We start from the raw sequence: 25,989 nt of genomic DNA on the forward strand, positions 1-25,989 counted from the left end.
AATACCATAACTTGTTAAGCAAAAAGAGAGACTCATAAGCGTTCCTGCTAACAAACGCTTATTCTTGCTCGCCAAGCCACTTTTGCTTGCTTTTTAATACGTGTTCTCGCTCTACAATAAAACAATTGTTATCCACAATTGCAGGTAACGCTTGTAGCGCAAGATGGTGTAACTCATTACGTAATGTGACATAAGCATGTGTCAAAGCCTGAGCTTCTTCTTCACCCATCACTTGATATTTTGCCATTAATTCAAAAATACGCACATTATCAGACCAACGTGTTAATGCAGGATATTGATGAGAAAAACGCAATACCAAATATTGAGCGATAAATTCAATATCGGTAATTCCCCCTGATGAGGTTTTTAAATCAAACTTGTCTGCTTGTGTTGGTGCAAGATGTTGCACCATTTTTTGGCGCATTTCGCGTACTTCATGTTGTAATACGTTGGCATCACGAGAAAGGCACAATATTTCGTGGCGAATACGAGAAAACATCTGTTGTAGTTGCTCATCGCCATAAATCATTCTAGCTCGAATTAAGGCTTGATGTTCCCATGTCCATGCTTCATTTTTCTGATATTCATCGAAAGCCTGGATCGTACTTACTAACATTCCTGATTCACCGGAAGGGCGTAAACGCGCATCAACTTCATACAATACGCCCGAGGAGGTTCGTGTACTAAATAAATGGATAATGCGTTGAGCTAGGCGCAGATAAAACTGACGAGCATCAATCTGTTTTGCTCCCGTTGTCACGATATTCATTGGACAGTCTAATAAAAATACCAAATCCAAATCTGAGCTATAGCCTAATTCCCATCCCCCCAATTTGCCGTATCCAATCACCGAAAAACCTAGACCATCACGATTGGCTAAATGTTCAGGCTCACCATAACGCTTCACCATATATGACCAAGCTTGATGAACAACAGCATGAATGATGGCTTCCGCTAGATACGTTAAGTGATCGCTAACTTTCATCACAGGTAATACCCCCGTGATATCTTCCGCAGCAATACGCAACAGTTGAGCTTGTTTAAATTGGCGCAGAGCTTCTAGTCGTTGCTCTTCATCTTCTTCTGGTACACGTAATAAATATTGACGTAATTCATCACGATACGCATCTAAAGGTAGTGGCTGATAGAGTGAATTAGGATCAAGTAATTCATCTAACAGTAAAGGATGAAGTGCCAACTGTTCTGCTATCATCGGAGATGCTGCACATAATCGTATAACATGAGTGAGGACTTCATCAGACTCTTGCATCAACTCTAAATAGGTTGTACGACTCACAATGCTTAATAGTAATGGTGTGACTCGTTGTAACGTAACTAACGTTTGAGGTTGCAGGCAAATCTTAGCCAGTAATTTTGGCATTAATGTATCAAGAACATCTCGCCCTCTTGGCCCTATCGTTCGCTTACCGATATCTTGGCGAAATATTTGTAATGTCTGATTAATCGCATTCAATGACTCAACCGTGAGTGATTGATGAAGTAATGACGAAGCTTCAGGCAAACGCCCAAGTAACCAGAGGCGTTTAAACTCTGAAGTATCCTCTTCTTCATCATTTTCATCTTCTTCGCCAATTAATTGCGTGAAAATAACAGAAACAGCCTGCATTTTGTGGCTAATTTCTTGATAAAGCATTTCCCAATTATCATATCCCATTGCAAAAGTGAGTCGCGCTTTATCCTCTTCATTATCTGGTAAGGTTTGCGTCTGCTGATCACCAATGGATTGTAATAAGTTTTCTAACCGACGAAGAAAGAGATAGCTTTCAGCTAATTGTGCCGTTTCTTTTTCTGTTAATAATTCAAGCGTTGTGATCGCCTTTAATACTGTTAATAGTGAGTTACTCTGTAGATCAGGCTCTCTGCCACCGCGAATTAACTGGAAAACTTGTGTAATAAATTCGATTTCACGAATGCCACCTGCACCGAGTTTTATGTTATCAATCATGCCTCGACGGCGAACTTCACGGCTTATCATCGACTTCATATTACGAAGTGATTGAATAACACTAAAATCGATATAACGGCGATACACAAAAGGACGCAACATTTGGCGTAATACTTGGCAGTATTCTTTCTTTTCAGCACCTAAAACACGAGCCTTGATCATGGCATAACGTTCCCAATCACGCCCTTGCTCTTGATAATAATCTTCAAGTGCAGCAAAGCTCATCACCAAAGGCCCACTTTCTCCAAATGGACGCAATCGCATATCAACACGATAAACAAAGCCATCAATAGTATGTTGATCAAGTACTTTAATCAGTTTTTGGCCTAATCGTGTAAAAAACTGAGCATTATCAAGCTCTCGACGTCCACCTTGAGTAAATCCATTTTCAGGATAAGCAAAAATCAAGTCGATATCAGAAGAAAAATTAAGTTCAAATCCACCTAATTTGCCCATACCTAATATCAGCAATGGCTGGGGTTTACCTTCACTATCACAAGGTGTTCCCCATTGTTGGCAACATTGCTGATAAAGCGTGTCTCTTGCGATACAAATTAGGGTTTCAGCAAGTACACTTAAATGTTTTAGTGCACAAGGAATATCACCTAATTGGAAAAATTGTAACCATGCAATGCGCACTAATTGTTGATGGCGAAATTGACGTAAGATCCGCATAACATCATCTTCATTGTCAACATTGGCTAACATTGCTGTTAATTGAGTTTCATAACTCTGCCATTCGATACCCGTGGGTGGATTTTGCCTGATATCAGTCAACCATTGAGGATTAACCCGAAAATGCTCGGTTGCAAAGGGACTAAATGCAAGAAATTGTTGTTCTTGCTCACTAAAAGGTGCTAGCGCATTAAGTTGAGAAGAAAAACCACACTGTGCTTTATCCCACAATGATTGAAGTACACTGATAACAGACATAAATAGACTCTCACGTTGTCAGGAAATTAAGCAATAGACAGTAACCACGACGTAGAAGATAACTTAAAGTTTAACCATAAAACATGATAATAATCGGTTGCGGTTGTAAATGTTAACGGTGAAATTGCATTCAGTGAATATTGCATCGGCTCTGGCAAATTAGACTGTTTTTTACACCAATCAGAAAATAACGCCAACATTGCAGGCATGGTAATTGTCGGTGATGTGGGATTAGCAAAAATAGCTTCTTCTAATGCCTGTATTGCACTTAACCATTTCGTAAGTTGTTGTGCCGTTGTATCACTAGGAGAAAGATTCACGACACTCAACGATAACGCAGGCTTATCTTTTGCCAGATAATAACCACGCGCGGCTTTACTGCGTGAGGCAAGACGTAATCCGCCTTTTTCACCTAAATACGTTGCTAATGCTATAACGTCTGATACATTACCTTTTTTAAGTTCTAGCTCAAACTCTTCGATCGGTAATTCATATTGCTCAGTACGAATTACGCCTTGATCTAAGACCACTTCTATTTGACTATCTTGATACTCAACAAGCCAGATTTCACGATAAAAATCCGTATGAAATAACACATTAAGCTGAGATTCTAATAAAACTAGATCTGTTTTTTCTGGCCAGATTTCCGCAGGAAAGCGAGTTAAATCTAATTTAGGTTGTGTTAATTCAACGTTATATTCTGGGCGTTGATGTAAGCCAGCAACGACTTTTCCTGCCGTTTTAATCGTCATTTCATAATGGTCATCAACACCACGAATACGTAATCCCATATCCCAACGACGGATCTGATTATCAGCAGTCTCAAAGTAAAGATTAGTCAGCTTTTTAGGGGTGGAATGCTGATGTGGTAGAGTCAGAATGCGCTGAATAATATGAGGAATAGCGGCAGATATGGCACTCATTTTGAGTTCGGTTTCTAATTGGCTCATTCTATTTCCCTTAAGTAAATCAATTGATTAGTAAAATATTTGACGCATTTTTATTTAGCAAGTGATAGCCTAATAACAATAATGAATAAAAGGCAGATTATCCCTATATTCTACCAGTTAAGACTGTTCTCATTCTGGTTTACTATTTGCTTACGCAAACTTTACTCTTTAGTATCAGTAAAAATATTCTCTTGTATAGATAAAAAAGTTGAAAACATAATGCGAAAATTACCCTTACTTTTTATTTCCTTACTTGGCTTAGGTGTTTCTCTAAGCTCACACGCAGAAACTCGCTATGTTTCCGATGAATTATCCACTTATGTGCATAGTGGACCAGGAAATCAGTACCGAATTGTTGGCTCTTTAAATTCAGGTTCAACAGTGACTGTACTTTCTCGCAATGCAGCAACGGGTTATGTACAAATTAAAGACGATAAAGATCGTACTGTCTGGTTGCCAGAAAACCAACTAAGCGCCCAACCAAGCATGCGCACTCGTATCCCTGCTATGGAAAAAGAGATCCAAACACTACGCGATAAACTAGCGAATATCGACCAAAGCTGGAATCAACGTACTATAGATATGCAAAACAAAGTCTCAAACAGCGATGACATAATCAATGGCTTGAAAAAAGAAAATGAGCAGATGAGAACAAAACTTGCTGTTGCTGAGAAAAAACTCGATTTTGCTAATCAACAGTTAGATGACAGACAACGTGACATCATCTTACAGTGGTTTATGTATGGTGGTGGTGTTGCTGGTGCGGGTCTTATTTTTGGTCTGATCCTTCCGCATATCATTCCTCGTCGTCGTAAACGCAACGATCGTTGGATGAACTAATATTCAGCCAAAAGGAATCATGATCCCGTGGAAATATACCTTGTTGGTGGCGCTGTGCGTGACCAATTATTACAGATACCTGTAAAAGATAGAGATTGGGTTGTTGTTGGCGCAACACCCGAAGAACTGTTACAACAAGGCTATCAACAAGTTGGCAAAGATTTTCCCGTTTTTCTTCATCCTGAAACACATGAAGAATATGCCCTTGCACGTACGGAAAGAAAATCAGGTTCTGGCTACACGGGATTTACCTGCTACGCCGCACCAGATGTTACCTTAGAAGATGATTTAGCCCGTCGTGATCTCACCATAAACGCTATTGCTTATTCTGCCGATAGCGAATATATCGATCCTTACCACGGCATAGACGACATCAATGCAAGACTACTTCGCCATGTCTCTGACGCATTTTCAGAAGATCCCTTAAGAGTTCTACGTGTTGCACGATTTGCCGCTCGATTTGCGCCTTTAGATTTTAGCGTAGCACCAGAAACGCTACAGTTAATGAAAGTAATGGCGCAAAGTGGAGAACTAAACGCACTAACGGCAGAACGCGTTTGGAAAGAGACTGAAAAAGCGCTTGAGAGCCACTCTCCTCAAGTTTACTTTGAAGTTTTACGCCAGTGCGGTGCTTTAAAGGTTCTTTTCCCCGAAATTAATGCCTTATTTGGCGTACCTGCCCCTGAAAAATGGCATCCTGAAATTGATACAGGCGCTCACACCATGATGGTGCTTAATATCGCCAGTCAATTAACAGATGATATTGCAGTACGTTTTAGTGCCTTATGTCATGATCTAGGAAAAGGAACAACTCCACCTGAAAAATGGCCTCATCATCACGGGCATGGCCCTGCTGGTGTACCTTTAGTTGAGGTATTGTGTCAACGATATCGTATTCCAAATCACATTCGTGATTTGGCTCGTTTAACAGCAAGATATCACGATCATATCCATCGTATCGATAGAATGCGCCCTTCTAAAATTATCCGCTTATTTGATGCCATTGATGCATGGCGAAAACCTGAACGTGTCGAACAATTAGCGATAGTCAGTGAAGCGGATGCTAGAGGACGTCTAGGGTTAGAAAACTTAGCTTATCCACAACGTTCTTTTCTTTGCCAAGCTTTTGCGATAGCAAATAATGTAGATATAAAGCCAATAATTGAAAGTGGATTAAAAGGCAGTGCAATACGAGAGGCGTTAACAAAACAACGAGAAGCCGCGATTATAAAATGGAAATCACGACTTACTCTAGAGAACAAATAATTAAGCTTTACGCTCAATAATCACACCCACACTTGTTGCTTGTGCTACTGCACCTGGCTTGGCTAATTTAATTTTAACTCTAGGTACAGCAAACTGAGAAATCAGTAGCTGTGCCACCTCTTCCGCTACACGTTCAACTAACTCAAAACGTCGAGTCTCAACGTACTCAATTATCGCCTGACTCACACTGGCATAATCTAAACAATGAGCAACATCATCGGTTTGGGATGCGCGTTTGTTATCCCATTCCATTTCGATATCGAACACTAATTTTTGTTTTATGTTTTTTTCCCAATCATAAACACCGATTGTGGTTATTACTGATAATTGCTCAATAAATACGATATCCATCACGTCATCTCTTATTTTTTCTGCTCATCGGATACCACTTCCGATGAAATATGCGTATTATCCATACATGTCTAACGAACTTACATAAACATTGGAGAATATAAATGAGTGCTAACGCACTTGGAATGATCATCTTCGCCTACTTGTGCGGCTCAATCTCCAGCGCGATATTGATTTGCCGATTGGCAAGATTACCCGATCCAAGAAAATCTGGCTCTGGCAATCCCGGAGCGACCAACGTCCTACGTATTGGTGGAAAAGCAGCCGCCGCGGCAGTTCTTATCTGTGACGTCCTAAAAGGGATGATCCCTGTTTGGCTCGCCTATTACTTAAATGTGCCTCCTTTTTACCTCGGCATTGTTGCCATAGCGGCTTGCCTTGGGCATATCTACCCAGTCTTCTTCCACTTTAAGGGTGGTAAAGGCGTTGCAACCGCCTTTGGTGCTATCGCCGCTATTGGTTGGGATTTAAGTGGTCTTATTGCTGGAACTTGGTTACTCACCGTATTACTCAGTGGCTATTCATCGCTTGGCGCCATTATCAGCGCATTGCTCGCCCCTTTTTATGTTTGGTGGTTTAAGCCAGAATTCACTTATCCCGTTGCTTTACTATCATGTCTGGTACTTTACCGTCATCACGACAATATTCAACGTTTATGGCGTGGTCAAGAAAGCCGGATTTGGCATAAGCTGAAGAAAAAAGCTGAGAAAACAGAAAAAGAGATCATTCAAGAAGCTAAAGAGCAAGAAAAAGAAGATTAATTTCACTCAGTCTTAAAAGTAAATGACACAAAAAAGCCACTTCAATAAACTGGGGTCAGTTCACAACAGTGGCTTTTCTTTTACTGATACTGATACTGATACACTATTTATTATCCAGTGCAGGCAACTCAGCTAAAGGCCAGCGAGGTCTTACGGTTACACTTAATGGGCCTTCTGTACCACCTTTAAAACGGATCATGCCCGCTAATGCGATCATTGCACCATTATCGGTACACAATTCGGGGCGAGCATAGAAAACCTCACCACCTAATTGTTTCATAACCGCTTCCATTTTAGCTCGTAATGTACGATTAGCACTTACACCACCCGCCATCACTAAACGTTTAAAGCCTGTTTGTTCTAAAGCTCTACGACATTTTATCGCCAAAGTATCAACAACAGCATCCTCAAAAGCACGAGCAATATCCGCACGAGTTTGGTCTGAATCATCATTTTGACGAATAGTATTAGCCGCAAAGGTTTTCAAGCCCGAGAAACTAAAATCAAGTCCCGGTCTATCTGTCATTGGACGAGGAAAGACAAATCGACCTTCTGTGCCTTGTTGCGCCATTTTTGATAATACAGGCCCCCCTGGATAATCTAATCCCAGTAACTTAGCTGTTTTATCAAAAGCTTCACCCGCTGCATCATCAATAGATTCACCTAATAAGGTGTATTCACCAATTCCTGTTACACTAATTAATTGTGTATGACCACCAGAAACCAACAAGGCAACAAACGGAAATTCAGGTGTTTTTTCTTCAAGCATCGGCGCTAATAAATGGCCTTCCATATGATGCACTGGAATAGCGGGAACATCCCACGCAAAAGCGAGTGAACGTCCGATAGTCGCTCCCACCAATAATGCACCAACAAGGCCCGGACCTGCGGTATAAGCAACAGCATCAATATCTTTTGCCGTTAAATTTGCTTCTTTTAGTGCGGCTTGGATAAGAGGCACTGTTTTACGGATATGATCCCGTGAAGCAAGCTCAGGCACGACTCCACCATAATCAGCGTGCAGCTTAATTTGACTATAAAGTTGATTTGCTAATAGCCCGGCTTTATCATCATAAATTGCGATACCGGTTTCATCGCAAGATGTTTCAATACCTAAAACTCGCATAACGCTTCCAAATTCTTCTTCGCTAACTCGCGTAATGAACCGATTGTATCATTATTTCGGTGATTTTATACGCCTTCGCAACATCTTTTACATACCAGCATGTGACAAATTCCTTTTTCTGGTCTATAATTATCCACCTATTTTAAGTGATTTAAATGTGTGGTTAGCGACTTTTGCTTTTTGTGCTTATTATAAAGACACAAAAGCGGGAGTTTGCGTTTCAATTTTGTGCATCTCTTTACAAAGTGCCCTGCTTTGAAGTAAAATTCCGCACCATTTTAAATGTCGGCTGGCTTAAATAATGCCAGCGCAAACCGATTTCTATTGAGGTGAGAGGCACATGCCGGTAATCAAAGTACGTGAAAACGAGCCATTTGACGTTGCTCTTCGTCGTTTCAAACGCTCTTGTGAAAAAGCAGGCGTATTAGCAGAAGTACGTCGTCGTGAGTTTTATGAAAAACCAACGACTGAGCGTAAACGCGCTAAAGCATCAGCAGTAAAACGTCACGCTAAAAAATTAGCTCGCGAAAACGCACGTCGTACTCGTCTGTACTAATATTTTGCGGCTTACCCCGCAACATATGCAGACACTGTAGTCGCAGTTAAAGGCCGTGCTTTCTTATGAGAGCGCGGCTTATTCTCGTTCAACAACAGGCGTAAAAGGGCTTATGGCTGGACGAATTCCACGTTCATTTATTAATGATTTGCTAGCTCGAACCGATATCATCGATCTTATCGACGCTCGTGTGCCGTTAAAAAAACAAGGCAAAAATCATTCAGCGTGTTGTCCGTTTCATAATGAAAAAACGCCCTCTTTCACAGTAAATAGCGACAAACAGTTTTATCACTGTTTTGGTTGCGGCGCGCATGGCAATGCTATTGATTTTTTAATGAATTACGACAGGCTCGATTTTGTCGAAACCATTGAAGAGTTAGCAGCAATGCATGGGCTAGAAGTTCCTTATGAATCAGGAACGGGTAGTAGCCCAATTGAACGACATATAAGACAAAATCTCTATCAAGTGATGGAGAAGTTGAACCAATATTATAGTAGTGCTCTCAATAAGCCAGATGCTCAAGAAGCTAGAAATTACCTTGCACATCGTGGTCTTAGTGAAGATATTATTAGTCGTTTTTCTATTGGGTTTGTTCCTACTGGTTGGGATAATGTCCTAAAGCGGTTTGGTCAAAATGCCGATAATAAAGCCCTACTTCTTGAAGCAGGCATGGTAATAACCAATGATAATGGTCGAACTTATGACCGTTTTCGCCAACGTGTTATGTTTCCGATTAGAGATAGGCGTGGTCGTGTTATTGCCTTCGGTGGACGAGTTCTCGGTGATGATTTACCGAAATACTTAAACTCACCAGAAACAGAAATCTTCCATAAAGGACGTCAACTTTACGGTCTTTATGAAGCACAACAATCTAATAATAACGTTACAAAGCTATTAGTTGTTGAAGGTTATATGGATGTTGTGGCATTAGCGCAGTTTGGTATTGATTATGCCGTTGCCTCATTAGGAACCTCCACAACAGCAGAACATATTCAGTTGCTCTTTAGAACAACGGATAACATTATTTGCTGCTATGATGGAGATAGAGCAGGACGAGATGCCGCTTGGCGAGCACTAGAAACTGCACTTCCTTTTTTAAATGATGGCCGTTCTTTACGTTTTATGTTTTTACCTGAAGGTGATGACCCTGATTCATTGGTGCGTCGTGAAGGTAAAGAATCCTTTGAAAAACGTATGGAACAATCACATTCATTATCAGAATTTCTATTTGATTCGCTCGTTCCTCAGGTGGATCTGAGTACTCAAGAAGGCAATGGTAAGTTATACAGTTTAGCTCGACCATTAATAGATAAGATCCCAAGTGAGACTTTGCGTCTATATTTATTAAGAGAGCTTGGTAGCTTAACGGGAAATCCCGATATTGAGCAGATGGATCGCTTATTTGGTAGAGCATCGGTGAATCACGGATCTTCGTATCAACCGACAAAATTACGCACAACACCAATGCGTGTATTAATTGCCCTATTGATACAAAATCCAGAATTTTCTAAATTAGTGCCCCCTCTCGAGGGATTAAATACTGAAAAAATTGCAGGTTTATCGCTTTTTATTGAATTAGTTTCCGTTTGCCAAGCACAACCTGGCCTTAATACAGGACAGATTATCGAACTCTATAGAGAGAATAAATTCGGTAAACAGCTTGAAAAACTGGCAATGTGGAACGATATAGATATAGATGAGATTGCAGAGAAAACCTTTACAGATACGTTAGATCATCTTTTTTTAACTGCAATGGACGAACGTTTAAACGCCCTTATTGCAAAAGAGAGAACAGAAGGCCTAACGCAAAATGAACGCGAAGAAGTCCAGTTGATAATACAGGCACGCGTTAAAAAGTAAATACAGAATTAAGATTAAAAACACGGCTTAATTGCCGCTATCGGTAGGTACTAAAAACCTACATTTGCTACGCTGAGGGGACCGTAGCAATCGACAATGAAAATGCCCCTCCGTAGTTATTGTTGGCTGAACAGTTATCGCCGACCGACACCAACCCAAATTACTTTGAAGTGTGGATACCGTCTTATGGAGCAAAACCCGCAGTCACAGCTGAAGCTACTTGTTACTAAAGGTAAGGAGCAAGGCTACCTGACCTATGCTGAGGTCAATGACCATCTGCCGGAAGATATCGTCGATTCAGATCAAATCGAAGACATCATCCAGATGATTAACGACATGGGCATTCAGGTTATGGAAGAAGCACCTGACGCCGATGATCTGATGCTGGCAGAAAATTCAAATGACACTGATGATGATGCGGCAGAAGCCGCGGCTCAGGTACTTTCTAGTGTAGAATCTGAGATTGGCCGTACAACCGATCCTGTGCGTATGTATATGCGTGAAATGGGTACGGTTGAATTGCTTACCCGGGAAGGTGAAATTGATATCGCAAAACGTATTGAAGATGGTATTAACCAGGTTCAATGCTCTGTTGCTGAATATCCAGAAGCAATTACTTATCTTCTTGAACAATACGATCGCGTTGAAGCTGGTGAAGCACGTCTTTCTGACTTAATTACTGCGTTTATTGACCCAAATGCCGAAGAAGTGGCAGAGAGTGAAGTGGTCAATTTAGGCAAAAGTGATGATGAAGTTGACGATGCTGAAGACGAAGATGAAGACGAAGATGAAGATGGCGATAATGACAGCGATAGCGATGATGATAACAGCATCGATCCTGAATTAGCTCGCCAAAAATTTACTGAGCTTCGTGAACAATACGAGAAAACTCGCCAGACTATCAAGGCCAAAGGTCGTAATCACAAAGATACAGAACTTGAGATCTTATTGTTATCTGAAATTTTCAAACAGTTCCGTTTAGTTCCGAAACAGTTTGATTATCTGGTTAACAACATGCGTGACATGATGGACAGAGTTCGTGCTCAAGAACGTCACATCATGCGTCTTTGTGTTGATCAAGTTAAGATGCCTAAGAAAAACTTCATTACGCTGTTTACAGGTAACGAAACCAATGACACATGGTTCACTGCTGCTCGTGCAATGAATAAGCCTTGGTCTGAAAAACTGGCAGGTATTGAAGAAGAAGTACAACGCAGCTTGCAAAAACTGCAACAAATTGAAGTTGAAACTGGTCTGACAATCGAACAGGTTAAAGACATTAACCGTCGTATGTCTATCGGTGAAGCAAAAGCACGTCGTGCGAAAAAAGAGATGGTCGAAGCGAACTTACGTTTAGTTATCTCTATCGCGAAAAAATATACCAACCGTGGCTTGCAGTTCCTTGACTTGATCCAAGAAGGGAATATCGGTCTGATGAAAGCGGTTGATAAATTTGAATACCGTCGTGGTTATAAATTCTCAACTTACGCAACATGGTGGATCCGCCAAGCAATTACTCGTTCAATCGCTGATCAGGCACGTACAATTCGTATCCCTGTTCACATGATTGAAACGATTAATAAGCTAAATCGTATCTCTCGCCAAATGTTGCAAGAGATGGGTCGTGAGCCTTCACCAGAAGAGCTTGCTGAACGCATGCTGATGCCTGAAGATAAAATCCGTAAGGTACTGAAAATCGCTAAAGAACCAATCTCTATGGAAACCCCAATCGGTGACGATGAAGATTCACATTTAGGTGATTTTATCGAGGATACAACTCTCGAGCTACCTTTGGATTCTGCAACATCAGAAAGCTTACGTTCAGCAACGCACGAAGTGTTAGCTGGTTTAACATTACGTGAAGCGAAAGTCCTGCGTATGCGTTTTGGTATCGATATGAATACAGACCATACCTTGGAAGAAGTGGGTAAACAGTTTGATGTTACCCGTGAACGTATTCGTCAGATTGAAGCGAAGGCACTGCGTAAATTACGCCACCCAAGTCGCTCAGAAGTATTACGTAGCTTCCTTGACGAGTAATTAGCTTACTCTCAATTTACGTTATAACAAACGCCTGTGATATTCACAGGCGTTTTTTTATCGGCCAATCACGGATCTATCTTTCGTTTAAAGGTTATTGTTCAGAGTTTCTCAACAACCATTTTCTACAATGTACATTTATAAAAAATAGCCTATTTATTTATAATATTACGCATCTACCTAGGCTTATCTCTCAATTCTTACACTAGGTTATTGATATCACAGTTATTCTCTATTTTATCTTTTTATTGTTTAGATTGAGTATAAATTGCGCATACAGTCATTCAAAGGCTAGACCTAGTGCCAAATGGCACGTATAATCTCACTCCATTAAGGCCCCTTAGCTCAGTTGGTTAGAGCAGGCGACTCATAATCGCTTGGTCACTGGTTCAAGTCCAGTAGGGGCCACCAAATTTTGGCTGTTAAATCAGCACATTAAGCCACTTCTTAGCAAGTGGCTTTTTTGTATCTGAAAGCTAATGACGACAAAATGGCGACAGAATAATATTTTTATCTCATACCAAACCAACAAATTCACTATTCATAAAACTCTATTTAAGCCAGTAATTCTCGTATCAATATAATAGCTTTATACGCACTCACTTTATTTAAGTGATGAGTTATACCACCTACTGCTGTAATCACTCATTACTTAATCCTCAAAACCAGAGCTACTAAAGAAATATATTTAAAATCATTTATACATTACACCAGTAGTTAGTTTTAAAATAATTACTAATATAATTAACAACTAGATAAAATTATTCTATTTCATTTCCATTTATCGAAATAAAAGCTCACCTTAATATTGTTATTAAAGTGAGCTTGTTTTAAATATAATATCAACTGACTAATCTAACAGATTAATATTGTTCTTTAATTTTAAAGACTGACACTTTATCTGTTAAGTTTTGTGCTTTCTCATCTAAAATCATCGTAGAAGTCGCACCCTGTTCAACTAAAGCCGCATTTTGCTGAACAACTGAATCCATTTGGTTAATAGCTACAGCTATCTGTTCAATGCCCACTTTTTGCTCTTCTGATGCAATACTAATACCCTGCATAATATCACTGACTTTAGTAATAGAAGAAACGATGTCCTGCATATGCTCACCCGTTTTATTCACTAATTCACGGCCATGAGCCACATCAGCAACGGACTCTCTGATGATTTGGTTAATTTCACGCGCAGCATCCGCACTTCTTGCGGCTAAATTTCTCACTTCAGTTGCAACAACAGTAAATCCGCGACCTTGCTCACCGGCACGCGCTGCTTCAACCGCTGCGTTTAATGCTAGAATATTTGTTTGGCTTGCAATGTTATTAACTACATCATTGATTTCAGCAACTTTTAATGTGCCTACTTCGATCTTTTTCATCGAACTAATTGCATCATTCATGATATTAGAACCATCAATCGCTAAATCACGAGTTTCTGCTGTTATAGAGTTTGCTAAAATCGCATTATCCGTATTATTAACAACAGCAATTTTTATCTCTTCCATACTCGCAGCTGTTTGTTGTAGAGCGCTTGCTTGCTCCTCAGTACGAGAAGAGAGATCTTGGTTGCCAGAAGCAATCTCTGCCGACCCCTTTTTGATCTCTAACGCTTCTTCTTTAACAAGTTGAATAGTCGATGTAAGTGCTGTTTGCATATCTCCAACATTAGAAAATAATGTACCAAACTCATCATTTCGTTTCTTAGGTAGAGTGAAACTTAAATCCCCCTCTCCCACTTTCTGCAAAATAGCTGATAGAGTATTCAAATTAAAGATAAACGTTTTATTTATCCATCGAATAACGACATAAAGAAGAGCAAGGATAACGATAAGTGCAATGATCGTTGTATAAATAGAAAGCTGTACCATCCAAGCTTGTTCTGCTTTGATATCGTCATTGACACCTTTTGTGATAACCAAATATTCCTCAAAAAGATCAGAAAGACGTGTGAAATCATCAGAAAGATTTGTTTCTGTATAATTTAAGGTATCAATTGGTGCCATTAATTCATCAAGCAGGTAATAAAATAAGACCGATAGCTGTTCTGAATTTCGTTGAGCATCAGGGCTAATCTTCTTAACCTCAACCCAATGTGTGATCGTCGCTTTTGATTTTGTTGCAAGCGCTTTCGCTTCAGTCACAATCGACTTTATAGTTTCTTGCTTATTCTCTTCTGTCATCGTTTTCAATAACATTAAATAGTTAACGTGAGAACGAATAGTTGCTAGTTCATATCTCGCTTCTTGAACACTGTTTAACCTAGTATTTAAAGAATCCAATGAAGCAAAATTTTCCTGCATTCTATAAATAAAGAATGATGACAAAACTGCTGACACTAAGAAAATGGCTAAAAGTATAATGGAGCCTACTTTAGCTGATTTTTCAATACTCATGAAATTATCCACCTCGGCAATTAAATGACACAAATGTACTCATATATCGGCACGAAATAGATTTTATTTACTTATTAATCAGAATTATCAACACAAACGGTCCAACTCGATCTCAATCAATGATTACAATTGATATTTTATGCTACCCATTATCACTTAACCTTGATGATATACCACAACGATATAATATTTTGGTGTTATTAATTATAAGCTTTATAACAAAGAGCTGGGATAAGCTTCAGAATATCAATTTTATTGTCACGTCTAAGAGCAAACATTATTAAATATTTTTACGATACAGTTCATGTATTTCACTCATATTACTTATTTAAAAAAACGTTATAGAGTATAACTACGTAAAGAGTGACCGATAACCTCATCATTAAACAAAGCAAACCGTAAATATTTACACTTTTTCTTCAGTACGTTGCTTATAAAAAATCTTTATTTTCAAGATAAAGTAAAGGCAGTCAATTACTATAACTAATCAATAATAGATAAAAAATAATTTTTACCGCCACAACACTACCTACCCAAATAAAAATACCTCATTAAAATTATTGTTTTAGATCAATTAATAGCATTTACTATAAAACTCAAAAAAACCATAAGAAACATTTATATTGAAAATGTTTCTTATATATTTTTACCTCGTATCGCAAAATTCACTTTTATTCAGAGGATTCTTACCCCACTGCTCTTATCGATATACCCAAAATACGAGTAAATTATACTTTATTACAATAAGTAACTTTTTCACACAACCCATCTTATAAAGACGGATTGTGAGATATAAAATAGTATATAAGACCCAAATCAACATTTTCTCCCCTAAAAAAACTCATATAACGAGTATCATAATTTGTTTATAATTATTAATAATGCATAACACATTGATCTTTATTACACTTATTCGACATTAAGTCTTACCTTATAATAATTACTCTTATGATAGGTTTAACCTATTGCAAGCTGTAATCACATAGAGTAAACCGTTTTTACGCAATAATTTATGTGTAATATAGTTATTCGCAATGAAATGACTAATTTTAATATGTGATGACTTCTATATATTAGACCTTCTGTTATTGGAATTAACTTTATGAACGATCTAGACACTAAAGTAGGCCTTTTTTTTAAAAAGGTTAGAAAAGAGAAAAAATTATCAGGTCGTGAACTGGCAAAAATAATCTCTGTTAGCCAACAACAAATTTCTCGCTATGAAAATGGAAAAAATAGTATGTCTCTTAGTTTAATAAATAAGTTGCTTATTATTTTTGATAAATCATGGGATGATTTGAATCGTGAAGTAATAAGTAATTACAATGAAAAGGTAACCAACACACAACTAAAAAAAAGAGACCATGAGTTTAGTGGTAACATTATTAGCCAACTAAACTAATAAAAAATCAAACTTATGTAAATATCCCTACCAATAATTAAGCATGAAAATAAAATATTTAAACATGTTTTATTTTCATGAGCTATTAGCTTTATGAAGGTAGGGGTGTTAACACGTGACAAAACTATTACTAGTCAATAATAGATAATATTAGGAAAATAAAAACCTTTTTAATTAAAGCTTTTATTAGCCATGGAATGCTTATATTTATTTTACTCTAATAGCGAGTCATAAAATGAATTTCTAAATATTAACTTTAATATTTAGTTATTTATTAAATGTAGTTATCTAATATAAAACAAAGGACTTTAGAATGAAAAAATCTATCATTGGTGCATCTTTAGCTATGACATTTGGTCTAATGGCTGGCAATGCTATCGCTGCTGATAATACTGGTACTATCACTTTTAATGGTGAATTAACTGATACAACATGTAAAGTTGACATCGAAGGCCAAGGCGCAGATGCAACGATTACTTTACCAACAGTAAGTACTAATGTTTTACAAGCTGCAGGTGAAGTAACTGGTCGTACTGCATTTAATATGAACCTGTCTGATTGTAAAGTAGGCACTGCGGGTCATAGTACTGTTTCTGCATTCTTCGAAACTGGTATGACTGTAGACCAAGCTTCTGGCCGCCTGAATAATATGGATACCGCAGCAACAGGTGCTAAACAAGTTCAATTACAACTGTTAGATGGTGCTAACTTCAATGCAATCAAAGTAGGTAACACTTCTCAAGTAAATGATACTACTTACTATACAATTACTGCTGAAAAAGCAACTCTACCATACGCTGTAGAATACTACGCAATGGGTCAAACAGAGGCTGGTAAAGTAACAAGTAGCGTTGTTTATACTCTACAGTATAAATAATCAAAATAAATAGGGAGGAATTCTCCTCCCTATTTGCTTTTTATTAATGGAATAAAGATAAATATGATAACCCCTAAATTAATTAAAAGCTTTTTTATTAGTTTATTATTAATTATTCCCGCATGGGTTAATGCCGGTGTTGTTATTAGTGGCACTCGCGTTATTTATGTTGAAAATGAAAAAGAAGTCACTATTAAAGTATCGAATGAAGGGAAATTACCTGTTCTTATTCAAAACTGGATTGATACAGGTGATGTGGATGCCGCACCTGAAAATATTCAGGTTCCTTTTATTTTAAGTCCTCCTGTATTTCGAGTTGAACCGACTAAATCTCAAACATTGAGAATTAATTATACTGACAGCGTGCAATTACCTAAAGATAGAGAATCTATTTATTGGCTAAATGTATTAGAAATACCGCCTAATGCAAGTGATAAAATAGATAATAAATTACAAATTGCTTATCGCTCTAGAATAAAACTATTTTATAGACCTTATGCATTAAGAGATAAAGCAGACGCAATAAAAGGTGCAGAAAATCTGTCATTCACAGTTGTTAATAATAAGTTAAAGGCGATAAATAACTCTCCTTATTATGTCTCTTTAGTTTCTATCACGCTATCCAATAATGAAAAAAATCCGATTGATGGTGAAGTAGTACCACCACTTGGCAGTCATGACTTTTCAATTCCAAATGGAGTCAATGCGTCTTCAGGAAGCAAAATTGTTTACAGGTATGTAAACGATTGGGGCGCAATGAAAATGGTTGAAACCACACTGTAGTTTTCTAGGTGTTTTCTAAAAATACGGGAATATTAAAATGAGCAGTTATATTTTAAAAACTATTATAATATCTGCCGGTGTGACTTTTTTAGTCGCTCCTTATACCTATGCAGAAAATATAACAGTCACCGAAAATAATAAATGGCTGTCTAATGGTAATAGCTCATTATCTGCAACTTTATCCCAAAATGATAATGACCTGCCACCAGCACCTATATCTAATGGTAATAATTCAACGTCATTTAACCCGATTTTTATGAACACCGCTCAAGGTGATATTGATATTAGCCGTTTTGACAAAGCTGATTCGATATTACCCGGTACATGGAATGTCGAACTCTATGTTAATAAACACTTTGTTGGATTAGAGTCTATCACATTTAGGGAAATGGCAAATCGTGAAGTCGAAGCGTGTTTAACTAAAGACATCATTGATTTAGTCGGTCTCAAGGATGAGAAAACCCCACCATTATTAAAAAGTGCACTAGAGCTTCATGAGTGTATTGAATTAGCAAAATTTATTCCTTCAAGTAGTGTTAAGTACGATCACTCTATACAACGTTTAAATATTGATGTTCCACAAATATTAGTGGGATATAAACCCCGTGGTTATGTTAGCCCATCACTTTGGGATCGTGGTATCAATGCATTGCTACTAGGCTATAACGGTAACTATTTTATGTCCCGTAATAATGGGAAAGAGTATAAATCCGCATTTGCAGGGATCACCGGAACCTTAAATTTAGGGGCTTGGAGTTATCATCATACTGGTAACTATTCATGGAATGAACAAACGGGTCACGACTACACTTCTACTTATAACTATTTACAACGTATTATCACCACTATTCAAGGCGTAGTACAAGTGGGTGATATGCTCACTAAAGGGCAACTATTTGATTCTCAACCATTAAGAGGTATTCAGCTTTTTAGTGATGAGAAGATGTTACCTGATTCTCAACGTGGCTTTGCGCCGACTATCCGTGGTGTAGCGAAAACAAACGCCCGCGTTATTATTCGCCAAGATGGTCATATCATCCACGAAACAGTTGTACCACCGGGTGCATTTGAGATTGATGACCTCTACCCTTCAGGCTATGGCGGTAACTTAGATGTCACCATACAAGAAGCGGATGGCTCAGAACAACATTTCAGAGTCTATTATGCTTCAGTGGTACAATTACTGCGCCCAGGTCAACACAACTATACCGTTGCTGCGGGGCATTTAAATTCAACTTCAGTAGAATATGATCCTACATTATACCAAGCCACTTATCGCCGAGGCTTAACCAACCTTGTCACCGGATATGCAGGGGTACAAGGTACAGGAGCTGACTATTATGCTATCCAAGTAGGTATGGCATTAAGTACACCATTAGGCGCTTTTTCTGCAGACGTGACCCAAGCTCGTCTGCATTTAAATAGTACTGATTCTGCTGTCAATAGCGGCCAAAGTTATCAAGTCAGTTACAGTAAGTATATTCAAGATACCAACAGTAACCTGACTATTGCCGCCTATAAGTTTAACTCTGAACACTTCTATGACTATATGTCAGCGGTTCAGGCTATCAATGAAGAGCGTCATGGGAGAAGTATCAATAATATCTGGCGCCCAAAAAGCCGTTTTAACGTCACTATAGATCAGGGGTTACCTGAAGGCTGGGGTAATTTCTACGTCAGTGGTTTTACGCAAAACTATTGGAATAACGATACGACCGATTTGCAATACCAAATGGGTTATAACAACCGTTGGAAGCGCCTCTCTTATGGTATCAACGTAGGTCAAGCACGTAATGCGGATGGCAAAAAAGAGACATCCGTTGAAATGAATTTTACGTTGCCACTTTACGATTTAAGTGTTGACCATATGCCAACCTTAACCGCAGCGTTAACTCGTGATGGACGAGGTAATGTTGGTGAGCGTATTGGTATTTCTGGCTCTGCGGGTAAAGATAATCGTTACAGCTATGGTGTTACAGCAATGAATACCAACCATGGTGTCGGTTCAAGTATGACCCTTAATGGTAATGCGAGAACAAATTATACTAGCTTAGCCGCAAACTATGGCGTAGGTGAACATTATCAAAATGCCTCAATCGGTATGAGTGGTTCGTTAATTGGTTGGTCTGGTGGTGTCGTTGCATCGCCTTATCAAGGTGATACTTTCGCCATTGTTGAAGCAAATGGTGCTAAAGGAGCAAGAGTCAGTGGCTACCCAGGTATTGAAATTGATGGCTTTGGTCATGCTGCAGTCCCTTATTTAACACCATACCAAATGAATGATATTTCGATTAACCCGAAAGGGATGTCAACTAACGTTGAATTACAAAATACACAAGCCCGCATTGCACCATTTGAAGGTGCGATCACGAAGGTGGAATTTAAAACCAATGCAGGTATCCCTCTGTTAATTACAATCCAACGTAATAACGGCGCCATTCCATTTGGTAGCGTCGCCTACGATGAACAGAACAATGAAGTGGGTAGTATAGGTCAGGGAGGACTTCTCTACGCCCGAGTTGAAAACGCGTCAGGTCGCTTAATTGTGAAATGGGGACCAGGTGAAATACAGCAATGTATCATTAATTATAATGCGCCAGCACAAGATAAAGATAATCCAAGTAGTTTTGTTCAACTTACCAGTATCTGTGGAGAATAAAGTATGAAGCCTATTATTAAAAACTCATTAGCCTTAATGCTTCTACTTTTTCCTGTTGCGGAGGTAATGGCACAACAGACTGTCAAGTGTCAAGTTATTGCAGCCCCAATGGATTATACTATACCCATTGGTAGCGCAATTCATGTTGGTGCTGATATGCCAGTAGGTTCGGTTGTTTACCATGGTCGAATTAATTTTAATAACATACCATACAGCTATTCTTGTGGGTTTAATGTGCCTTCAACAGGATTAGGACACTATTACTTTTTAGAGCGCCAAGAGATAAAATTATTAAGTACAGCAGGAACCCCTGTTGTTGGTACTGGCATTCCTGATAATGTCTATAAAACCAATAACCCAGGTCTTGGTATTGTATTTTATACAAATAACAATCGAAATAAATCGTTACGTCCTAATATTCCTCAACTCTCTTGGGAAGACCAACGTGAACTTATTGAAGGCCAACGTGAATCTATTAATTATTGGGCACGCCCAATACTCAATTATTCTTTAATTAAATTAGGCCCTATTCAGCCGGGTACATTTGATTTAAGCAATATTGCAAGAATGCAACTTGATGTTAATTATCCCGAAAAAGATAAGGTTCTAGCAGAAGAATTTCCTTTTATATCCGCATATATGAATATTACAGGTTCTGTTAGTGTCACCGCTACAAGTTGTAAAACACAAGACTACACTGTGGAATTAGGCAAACATGAAACATCGACCTTACCTGCAAAAGGCAGTTCAACCAAATGGATAAATTCTGATATTAATTTATACAATTGTCCTACCTTTAGAGGTTATTACTCTGGTGGCAAAGGAGAGGTACTTACCACTGAAGAGGGTCAAAGATTCCCAGATCGCGATCCGAACGAACTAAGAGTGACCATTAAGCCTGTAAACCCACCCATTATTGAGTACCCAGGCACTTTTGAAGTAAATGATGTACCGGGGGCGGCTAAAGGTGTCGGAATACAACTTGCATTTGGAGCAACAGGCGAAGATTTTGTTAAATTTAATATGCCAACTGCCTTCGCACAACCCATCACAGAAAAAGCAGGTACTGTAAGTATTCCATTACGTGCACGTTATATTCGTGTGGATGACCGCTTATCTTCGGGTGTTGCCAACGGAGCTGCAACCTTTATGATTGAATATTATTAATCCTTTATTCTGTTTGCCTGAATAGAATAAAAACCCACTCTGATACGTTAATTCAGAGTGGGTTTTTTATCGTTATAATGCTTGTTCTTCAATTTGAAAAACGGCCACATTATCCATTAACATCTGCGCTTTTTCGTCTAACACCATCGTTGAAGATGCACCTTGATCCACTAAAGAAGCATTTTGCTGTACAACGGTATCCATCTGATTAATTGCCACCGCAATTTGTTCAATACCAATGCGTTGCTCTTCTGAAGCAAGACTTATACCCTGCATTATCTTGTTAACTTTTGTAATAGAAGAGACTATTTCTTGCATATGCTCACCGGTTTTATTCACCCATTTCGTACCATTCGCCATATCTTCAATCGACTCTTTTAGTATCTGGCTAATTTCTTTTGCTGCATCTGCACTTTTTGCAGCAAGATTTCGTACCTCAACGGCAACCACTTTAAAACCGCGTCCTTGTTCCCCTGCACGAGCAGCTTCAACTGCCGCATTTAGTGCCAAGATATTGGTTTGACTGGCAATATTATTAATTACCTCGTTAATTTCACCCACTTTAACGGCACCCTGTTCAATTTTCTTCATTGACAAAATTGCCTCCTGCATCACCGTGGCGCCATCTGTCACAACATCATTAGATTGATTAATGATGTTATTTGCTTCCATGGTATTTTCAGTATTATTTGCGACAGCGGTTTTTATTTCTTCCATACTCGCTGCAGTTTGTTGTAAAGCACTTGATTGTTCTTCAGTTCGAGAAGACAGTTCTTGATGAGCTGATGCAATTTCAGCAGCACCTCGTTTTATTTCTAATGTCTCTTTTTTTACGGTAAGAATGGTGGATGTTAGTGATTTTTGCATATCACCGACACAGGAAAACAGTGTACCAAATTCATCATTTCTTATTTTAGGCAGTGAGAAAACTAATTCGCCTTTGCCTATTTTTTTTAAAATATCAGACAATGTATTAAGGTTAATAAGAAATGATTTATTAACCCAGCGAATAGTGAAATACAAAATAATAGATAAAAGCAATAATGAAATTAACGTTGATAAAATAGAGAGTTGAACCATGGTATTTTGATTATTTCGAAGCGAAGCACTATTTTTCGCTTTAATCGCAACATAGTTATCAAATAAGCCACTGAGTTTTTCAAAATCATGATCAAAATGTTCATCTTTAACATTGGCGTTGTGAGCTGAATTTGACGCAATCACTAATCTATCAATTAAGTTATAAAATAACGCAGCTATATCTTCTACACTTTTTTGTGCGTCTGCTGAGACTTTTTTTTCGTCCACCCATCCTTTCATTGTGTTTTTAGCACTAATAGCAAGTTGTTTATTTTTCTCAATAATATCAGCATCATTAGCACTTCGTTTGTCTTTATCTTGCATCAAAAAATTCACATTTGAGCGCATGTTCACTAATTGATAGCGTGCCATCAGCACATCTGTATAGCGTGTTAGCAACACTTCCACTTGAGTGAAATTATTTTTTACTTTATCAATAAAAAATATAGATAATGCCGAAGATAAAATAAAAACCAATAATAATAAAGACGAACCTATCTTAGCAGATCGTTTAATGCTCATAATAAAAACACCTATACACATATATCGATACGATTTATTTCCTTATCGACATGGTTGTTCTTTTATTTAATAAAAATAGGTATTTATAAGTTAATGATTTTTATTTTAAAAATATTAATCTATCAATAAACATCATCTATATTTTAAATATTTTTTAATTTATTCTTATTTTATAAAATAATCCAACTAATATCATTAATAATAAAAAGTCTCTTTTTTATCAAAAAAATAAGTATTTCTATTTGATGGATAAATATCATTTTATATTCATTATATAAATAACCTTTGTTTATTTACATTGAAAAGCATAAAAATCACTTTATTTTCAATAAGTAATAGACACACTATCTCATTTTGAGAACAATGATATAATATGTGCAATGACCTTAAAAACTCTGATGATTTACGGAGCTTACTTTTTTATGCAACCCCAGTTTGAAAACTCAAAAAACACCGTAAAAACGTTATCAGTGTTTGATTTTGATGGCACGCTAACTTACCACGATAGTTTTATTCCTTTTTTAAAGTTTGCTTTCGGTAAACGTAAATTTTCACGCCGTTTAATTAAGATGGTATTACCAACATTACATTGTTTTAGACGTAAATTAACCCGTGATGAATTAAAAGAAGTGCTTATCAAAACTTTTTTAACAAACATTGACGAACAATGGTTAAAAGAAAAAGCGGAAGCATTTTGTCAGCTTTACTGGGCTAAATTAATGCGCCCTACTGGCTTATTAGCAGTAGCAGAAGAAGTGAAAAGTAATGCCCAAGTTACTATTTGTTCTGCATCACCAGCAATGGTTCTACAGCCTTTTGCTGATAGGTTGGGAATTAAACTGATAGGTACAACACTTGAAGTGGTTGATGGTAAATTGACAGGTAAAATTATCGGCAATAACTGTCGCTGTGGCGAGAAAATTAAACGTTTAGAAGATGTCTACGGAGATCTAACGCAATATCATATGAGAGCATGGGGAGATTCTCGGGGTGATCATGAATTGCTACTGGCCTCTCAAACGCCTCATTGGCGTCACTTTCATACTGGCCGTCGTAAATCTAAAAACTCGCCCATTAAAGTGACCGTAAAAAAAGAGTCTTAGTCGCTAACGGTTTCCCCTATCAACACAGAAACAAATAGCCCCCGCTAACGCGAGGGCTAAATAAAGTCTTAGATATTTACACCGTGTTGTGATGCTAACGCACCTAAACCACCCGCAAAACCTTGACCAACAGCTTTGAATTTCCACTCTGCGCCATGGCGATATAACTCACCGAAGATCATTGCAGTTTCTGTAGAGGCATCCTCAGAAAGATCAAAACGTGCAATTTCAGCCCCATTGTCGTTGTTAAAAACGCGCATAAAACTGTTGCTTACCATACCAAAGTTTTGTTTACGATTTTCAGCATCATAAATAGTGACTGCAAATACCAGTTTTTTCACTTCAGCAGGGACTTTTGATAAAGTGATTTTGACTTGTTCATCATCACCGTCGCCTTCCCCAGTACGGTTATCTCCTTGGTGTTCAACGCTTCCGCACTGACTCACTTTGTTATTAAAGAAGATAAAACTTGCGTCTGAAAGTACTTTTCCATCTTCACCAACCATGAATACTGACGCATCTAAATCAAATTCTGCGCCATCAGTCACGCGGGCATCCCATCCTAAACCAACCATAGCAACCGACATTGTTGGTGCTTCTTTAGTTAGAGAAACATTACCACCTTTAACGAGGGAAACTGCCATATCAAAGCTCCTACTTTATTGAATAAACTGGCAATCACTTTTTATGAATGCCAGTGGTTAGTATTTTACAACAATCTATCAAGAGGCATTTATACCGTACTGAGCACAAACAGAACCTAAGCCACCTGCATAACCTTGACCAACAGCACGGAATTTCCACTCTGCGTTATGACGATATAACTCGCCAAATAACATTGCCGTTTCAGTTGATGCATCTTCCGTTAAATCATAGCGAGCAACTTCAATTTGGTTGTCATCATTAACTAGGCGAATAAATGCACCCGATACCTGACCAAAGCTTTGGCGACGTGCTTGAGCATCATGGATAGTGACAACAAAGATAACCTTATCGACATCATTCGGGATCATGTCTAATTTGATTTTCAGTGCTTCATCATCACCATCGCCTTCACCCGTACGGTTATCACCGGTATGAACAACAGAGCCGTCAGCGGATCTTAAGTTGTTATAAAAAATGAAATCGGCATCGCTACGTACTTTTCCATTAGCGGCTAACAAAAATACAGATGCATCTAAGTCAAAATCTTGACCATCTGTAGAACGGGCATCCCAACCAAGTCCGACAAGGACGTTTTTCATCGTTGGGGCTGCTTTGCTCAGAGAGACATTACCACCTTTAGAAAGAGAAACGCTCATTTTTTAACCTCTTTAATTTAGTTTTTGATATTCTGATTTCTCAAGAATATTA

General features: G+C 38.2%; 20 protein-coding genes and 1 tRNA gene. 13 read left to right on the plus strand and 8 right to left on the minus strand.

Annotated features, from left to right (window positions below; translation table 11 throughout):
• Positions 1–58: 58 nt before the first annotated feature.
• Positions 59–2,899: a bifunctional [glutamate--ammonia ligase]-adenylyl-L-tyrosine phosphorylase/[glutamate--ammonia-ligase] adenylyltransferase gene (gene glnE, locus GTH24_RS16615; protein WP_072070069.1), complete on the minus strand. Its 2,841-nt coding sequence runs from the start codon at positions 2,897–2,899 to the stop codon at positions 59–61.
• Positions 2,900–2,925: 26 nt separating this feature from the next.
• Positions 2,926–3,849 (minus strand): inorganic triphosphatase, encoded by a 924-nt coding sequence (locus tag GTH24_RS16620; protein WP_164526723.1) that lies wholly within the window; start codon positions 3,847–3,849, stop codon positions 2,926–2,928.
• Between the two features lie 219 nt (positions 3,850–4,068).
• Between GTH24_RS16620 and GTH24_RS16625 the strand changes: the two genes are divergently transcribed.
• Together GTH24_RS16625 and GTH24_RS16630 are read left to right on the plus strand one after the other, a co-directional pair.
• Entirely contained in the window at positions 4,069–4,689 is a 621-nt protein-coding gene (locus GTH24_RS16625; protein ID WP_072070071.1) for a TIGR04211 family SH3 domain-containing protein, read from the plus strand.
• A 27-nt stretch (positions 4,690–4,716) separates the two neighbouring features.
• Complete coding sequence (locus tag GTH24_RS16630; RefSeq protein WP_072070072.1) at positions 4,717–5,955, plus strand: multifunctional CCA addition/repair protein; 1,239 nt, start codon at positions 4,717–4,719, stop codon at positions 5,953–5,955.
• On the opposite strand, the gene folB is transcribed toward GTH24_RS16630, so the two are convergent.
• Positions 5,956–6,306 (minus strand): bifunctional dihydroneopterin aldolase/7,8-dihydroneopterin epimerase, encoded by a 351-nt coding sequence (gene folB, locus GTH24_RS16635; RefSeq protein ID WP_072070073.1) that lies wholly within the window; start codon positions 6,304–6,306, stop codon positions 5,956–5,958.
• Between the two features lie 104 nt (positions 6,307–6,410).
• Between folB and plsY the strand changes: the two genes are divergently transcribed.
• On the plus strand, positions 6,411–7,067 hold the full coding sequence (gene plsY / locus GTH24_RS16640; RefSeq protein WP_164526724.1) for a glycerol-3-phosphate 1-O-acyltransferase PlsY: 657 nt from the start codon (positions 6,411–6,413) through the stop codon (positions 7,065–7,067).
• 103 nt (positions 7,068–7,170) lie between these two features.
• On the opposite strand, the gene tsaD is transcribed toward plsY, so the two are convergent.
• Positions 7,171–8,193 carry a tRNA (adenosine(37)-N6)-threonylcarbamoyltransferase complex transferase subunit TsaD gene (tsaD, locus tag GTH24_RS16645; protein ID WP_072070075.1) on the minus strand — a complete coding sequence of 341 codons (1,023 nt, stop codon included), beginning with the start codon at positions 8,191–8,193 and terminating at the stop codon, positions 7,171–7,173.
• A gap of 340 nt (positions 8,194–8,533) precedes the next feature.
• On the opposite strand from tsaD, the gene rpsU reads away from it, so the two are divergent.
• From rpsU to GTH24_RS16665, 4 genes are all read left to right on the plus strand, one after another.
• Positions 8,534–8,749 carry a 30S ribosomal protein S21 gene (rpsU, locus tag GTH24_RS16650; protein ID WP_001144069.1) on the plus strand — a complete coding sequence of 72 codons (216 nt, stop codon included), beginning with the start codon at positions 8,534–8,536 and terminating at the stop codon, positions 8,747–8,749.
• A 112-nt stretch (positions 8,750–8,861) separates the two neighbouring features.
• Complete coding sequence (gene dnaG, locus GTH24_RS16655) at positions 8,862–10,610, plus strand: DNA primase (RefSeq protein ID WP_072070076.1); 1,749 nt, start codon at positions 8,862–8,864, stop codon at positions 10,608–10,610.
• Between the two features lie 186 nt (positions 10,611–10,796).
• On the plus strand, positions 10,797–12,650 hold the full coding sequence (rpoD, locus tag GTH24_RS16660) for an RNA polymerase sigma factor RpoD (protein ID WP_072070077.1): 1,854 nt from the start codon (positions 10,797–10,799) through the stop codon (positions 12,648–12,650).
• 334 nt (positions 12,651–12,984) lie between these two features.
• Positions 12,985–13,061, plus strand: a tRNA-Ile gene (locus GTH24_RS16665).
• A 452-nt stretch (positions 13,062–13,513) separates the two neighbouring features.
• Here the strand turns inward: GTH24_RS16665 and GTH24_RS16670 are convergent.
• Positions 13,514–15,043, minus strand: a complete 1,530-nt coding sequence (locus GTH24_RS16670; RefSeq protein WP_164526725.1) for a methyl-accepting chemotaxis protein — start codon at positions 15,041–15,043, stop codon at positions 13,514–13,516.
• A 1,102-nt stretch (positions 15,044–16,145) separates the two neighbouring features.
• Here GTH24_RS16670 and GTH24_RS16675 point away from each other — a divergent pair.
• From GTH24_RS16675 to GTH24_RS16695, 5 genes are all read left to right on the plus strand, one after another.
• Positions 16,146–16,445, plus strand: coding sequence for a helix-turn-helix domain-containing protein (locus GTH24_RS16675; RefSeq protein WP_164526726.1), 300 nt, complete (start codon positions 16,146–16,148; stop codon positions 16,443–16,445).
• A gap of 313 nt (positions 16,446–16,758) precedes the next feature.
• Positions 16,759–17,322 (plus strand): fimbrial protein, encoded by a 564-nt coding sequence (locus tag GTH24_RS16680; RefSeq protein WP_072070079.1) that lies wholly within the window; start codon positions 16,759–16,761, stop codon positions 17,320–17,322.
• A gap of 63 nt (positions 17,323–17,385) precedes the next feature.
• Entirely contained in the window at positions 17,386–18,105 is a 720-nt protein-coding gene (locus GTH24_RS16685) for a fimbrial biogenesis chaperone (protein ID WP_082151825.1), read from the plus strand.
• 37 nt (positions 18,106–18,142) lie between these two features.
• A complete protein-coding gene (locus GTH24_RS16690; RefSeq protein ID WP_082151826.1) occupies positions 18,143–20,764 on the plus strand; it encodes a fimbria/pilus outer membrane usher protein in 2,622 nt (873 codons plus the stop codon).
• A gap of 3 nt (positions 20,765–20,767) precedes the next feature.
• Positions 20,768–21,931 (plus strand): fimbrial protein, encoded by a 1,164-nt coding sequence (locus tag GTH24_RS16695; protein WP_164526727.1) that lies wholly within the window; start codon positions 20,768–20,770, stop codon positions 21,929–21,931.
• Between the two features lie 72 nt (positions 21,932–22,003).
• On the opposite strand, the gene GTH24_RS16700 is transcribed toward GTH24_RS16695, so the two are convergent.
• Positions 22,004–23,533: a methyl-accepting chemotaxis protein gene (locus GTH24_RS16700; protein WP_164526728.1), complete on the minus strand. Its 1,530-nt coding sequence runs from the start codon at positions 23,531–23,533 to the stop codon at positions 22,004–22,006.
• A gap of 422 nt (positions 23,534–23,955) precedes the next feature.
• Between GTH24_RS16700 and GTH24_RS16705 the strand changes: the two genes are divergently transcribed.
• A complete protein-coding gene (locus GTH24_RS16705; protein WP_164526729.1) occupies positions 23,956–24,636 on the plus strand; it encodes an HAD family hydrolase in 681 nt (226 codons plus the stop codon).
• A 68-nt stretch (positions 24,637–24,704) separates the two neighbouring features.
• On the opposite strand, the gene GTH24_RS16710 is transcribed toward GTH24_RS16705, so the two are convergent.
• Complete coding sequence (locus GTH24_RS16710) at positions 24,705–25,280, minus strand: TerD family protein (protein ID WP_072070082.1); 576 nt, start codon at positions 25,278–25,280, stop codon at positions 24,705–24,707.
• Between the two features lie 78 nt (positions 25,281–25,358).
• Complete coding sequence (locus GTH24_RS16715; protein WP_072070083.1) at positions 25,359–25,937, minus strand: TerD family protein; 579 nt, start codon at positions 25,935–25,937, stop codon at positions 25,359–25,361.
• Between the last annotated feature and the right edge of the window lie 52 nt (positions 25,938–25,989).

The sequence above is a fragment of the Proteus vulgaris genome (assembly GCF_011045815.1).
In the GTDB taxonomy this organism is placed as follows: domain Bacteria; phylum Pseudomonadota; class Gammaproteobacteria; order Enterobacterales; family Enterobacteriaceae; genus Proteus; species Proteus vulgaris_B.

What these genes read in the sequence shown, in the direction of transcription:
- glnE (WP_072070069.1), bottom strand. Translation starts at nt 2,899, where the DNA reads ATGTCTGTTATCAGTGTACTTCAATCATTGTGGGATAAAGCACAGTGT.
- GTH24_RS16620 (WP_164526723.1), bottom strand. Translation starts at nt 3,849, where the DNA reads ATGAGCCAATTAGAAACCGAACTCAAAATGAGTGCCATATCTGCCGCT.
- GTH24_RS16625 (WP_072070071.1), top strand. Translation starts at nt 4,069, where the DNA reads ATGCGAAAATTACCCTTACTTTTTATTTCCTTACTTGGCTTAGGTGTT.
- folB (WP_072070073.1), bottom strand. Translation starts at nt 6,306, where the DNA reads ATGGATATCGTATTTATTGAGCAATTATCAGTAATAACCACAATCGGT.
- plsY (WP_164526724.1), top strand. Translation starts at nt 6,411, where the DNA reads ATGAGTGCTAACGCACTTGGAATGATCATCTTCGCCTACTTGTGCGGC.
- tsaD (WP_072070075.1), bottom strand. Translation starts at nt 8,193, where the DNA reads ATGCGAGTTTTAGGTATTGAAACATCTTGCGATGAAACCGGTATCGCA.
- rpsU (WP_001144069.1), top strand. Translation starts at nt 8,534, where the DNA reads ATGCCGGTAATCAAAGTACGTGAAAACGAGCCATTTGACGTTGCTCTT.
- dnaG (WP_072070076.1), top strand. Translation starts at nt 8,862, where the DNA reads ATGGCTGGACGAATTCCACGTTCATTTATTAATGATTTGCTAGCTCGA.
- rpoD (WP_072070077.1), top strand. Translation starts at nt 10,797, where the DNA reads ATGGAGCAAAACCCGCAGTCACAGCTGAAGCTACTTGTTACTAAAGGT.
- GTH24_RS16670 (WP_164526725.1), bottom strand. Translation starts at nt 15,043, where the DNA reads ATGAGTATTGAAAAATCAGCTAAAGTAGGCTCCATTATACTTTTAGCC.
- GTH24_RS16675 (WP_164526726.1), top strand. Translation starts at nt 16,146, where the DNA reads ATGAACGATCTAGACACTAAAGTAGGCCTTTTTTTTAAAAAGGTTAGA.
- GTH24_RS16680 (WP_072070079.1), top strand. Translation starts at nt 16,759, where the DNA reads ATGAAAAAATCTATCATTGGTGCATCTTTAGCTATGACATTTGGTCTA.
- GTH24_RS16685 (WP_082151825.1), top strand. Translation starts at nt 17,386, where the DNA reads ATGATAACCCCTAAATTAATTAAAAGCTTTTTTATTAGTTTATTATTA.
- GTH24_RS16690 (WP_082151826.1), top strand. Translation starts at nt 18,143, where the DNA reads ATGAGCAGTTATATTTTAAAAACTATTATAATATCTGCCGGTGTGACT.
- GTH24_RS16695 (WP_164526727.1), top strand. Translation starts at nt 20,768, where the DNA reads ATGAAGCCTATTATTAAAAACTCATTAGCCTTAATGCTTCTACTTTTT.
- GTH24_RS16700 (WP_164526728.1), bottom strand. Translation starts at nt 23,533, where the DNA reads ATGAGCATTAAACGATCTGCTAAGATAGGTTCGTCTTTATTATTATTG.
- GTH24_RS16705 (WP_164526729.1), top strand. Translation starts at nt 23,956, where the DNA reads ATGCAACCCCAGTTTGAAAACTCAAAAAACACCGTAAAAACGTTATCA.
- GTH24_RS16710 (WP_072070082.1), bottom strand. Translation starts at nt 25,280, where the DNA reads ATGGCAGTTTCCCTCGTTAAAGGTGGTAATGTTTCTCTAACTAAAGAA.
- GTH24_RS16715 (WP_072070083.1), bottom strand. Translation starts at nt 25,937, where the DNA reads ATGAGCGTTTCTCTTTCTAAAGGTGGTAATGTCTCTCTGAGCAAAGCA.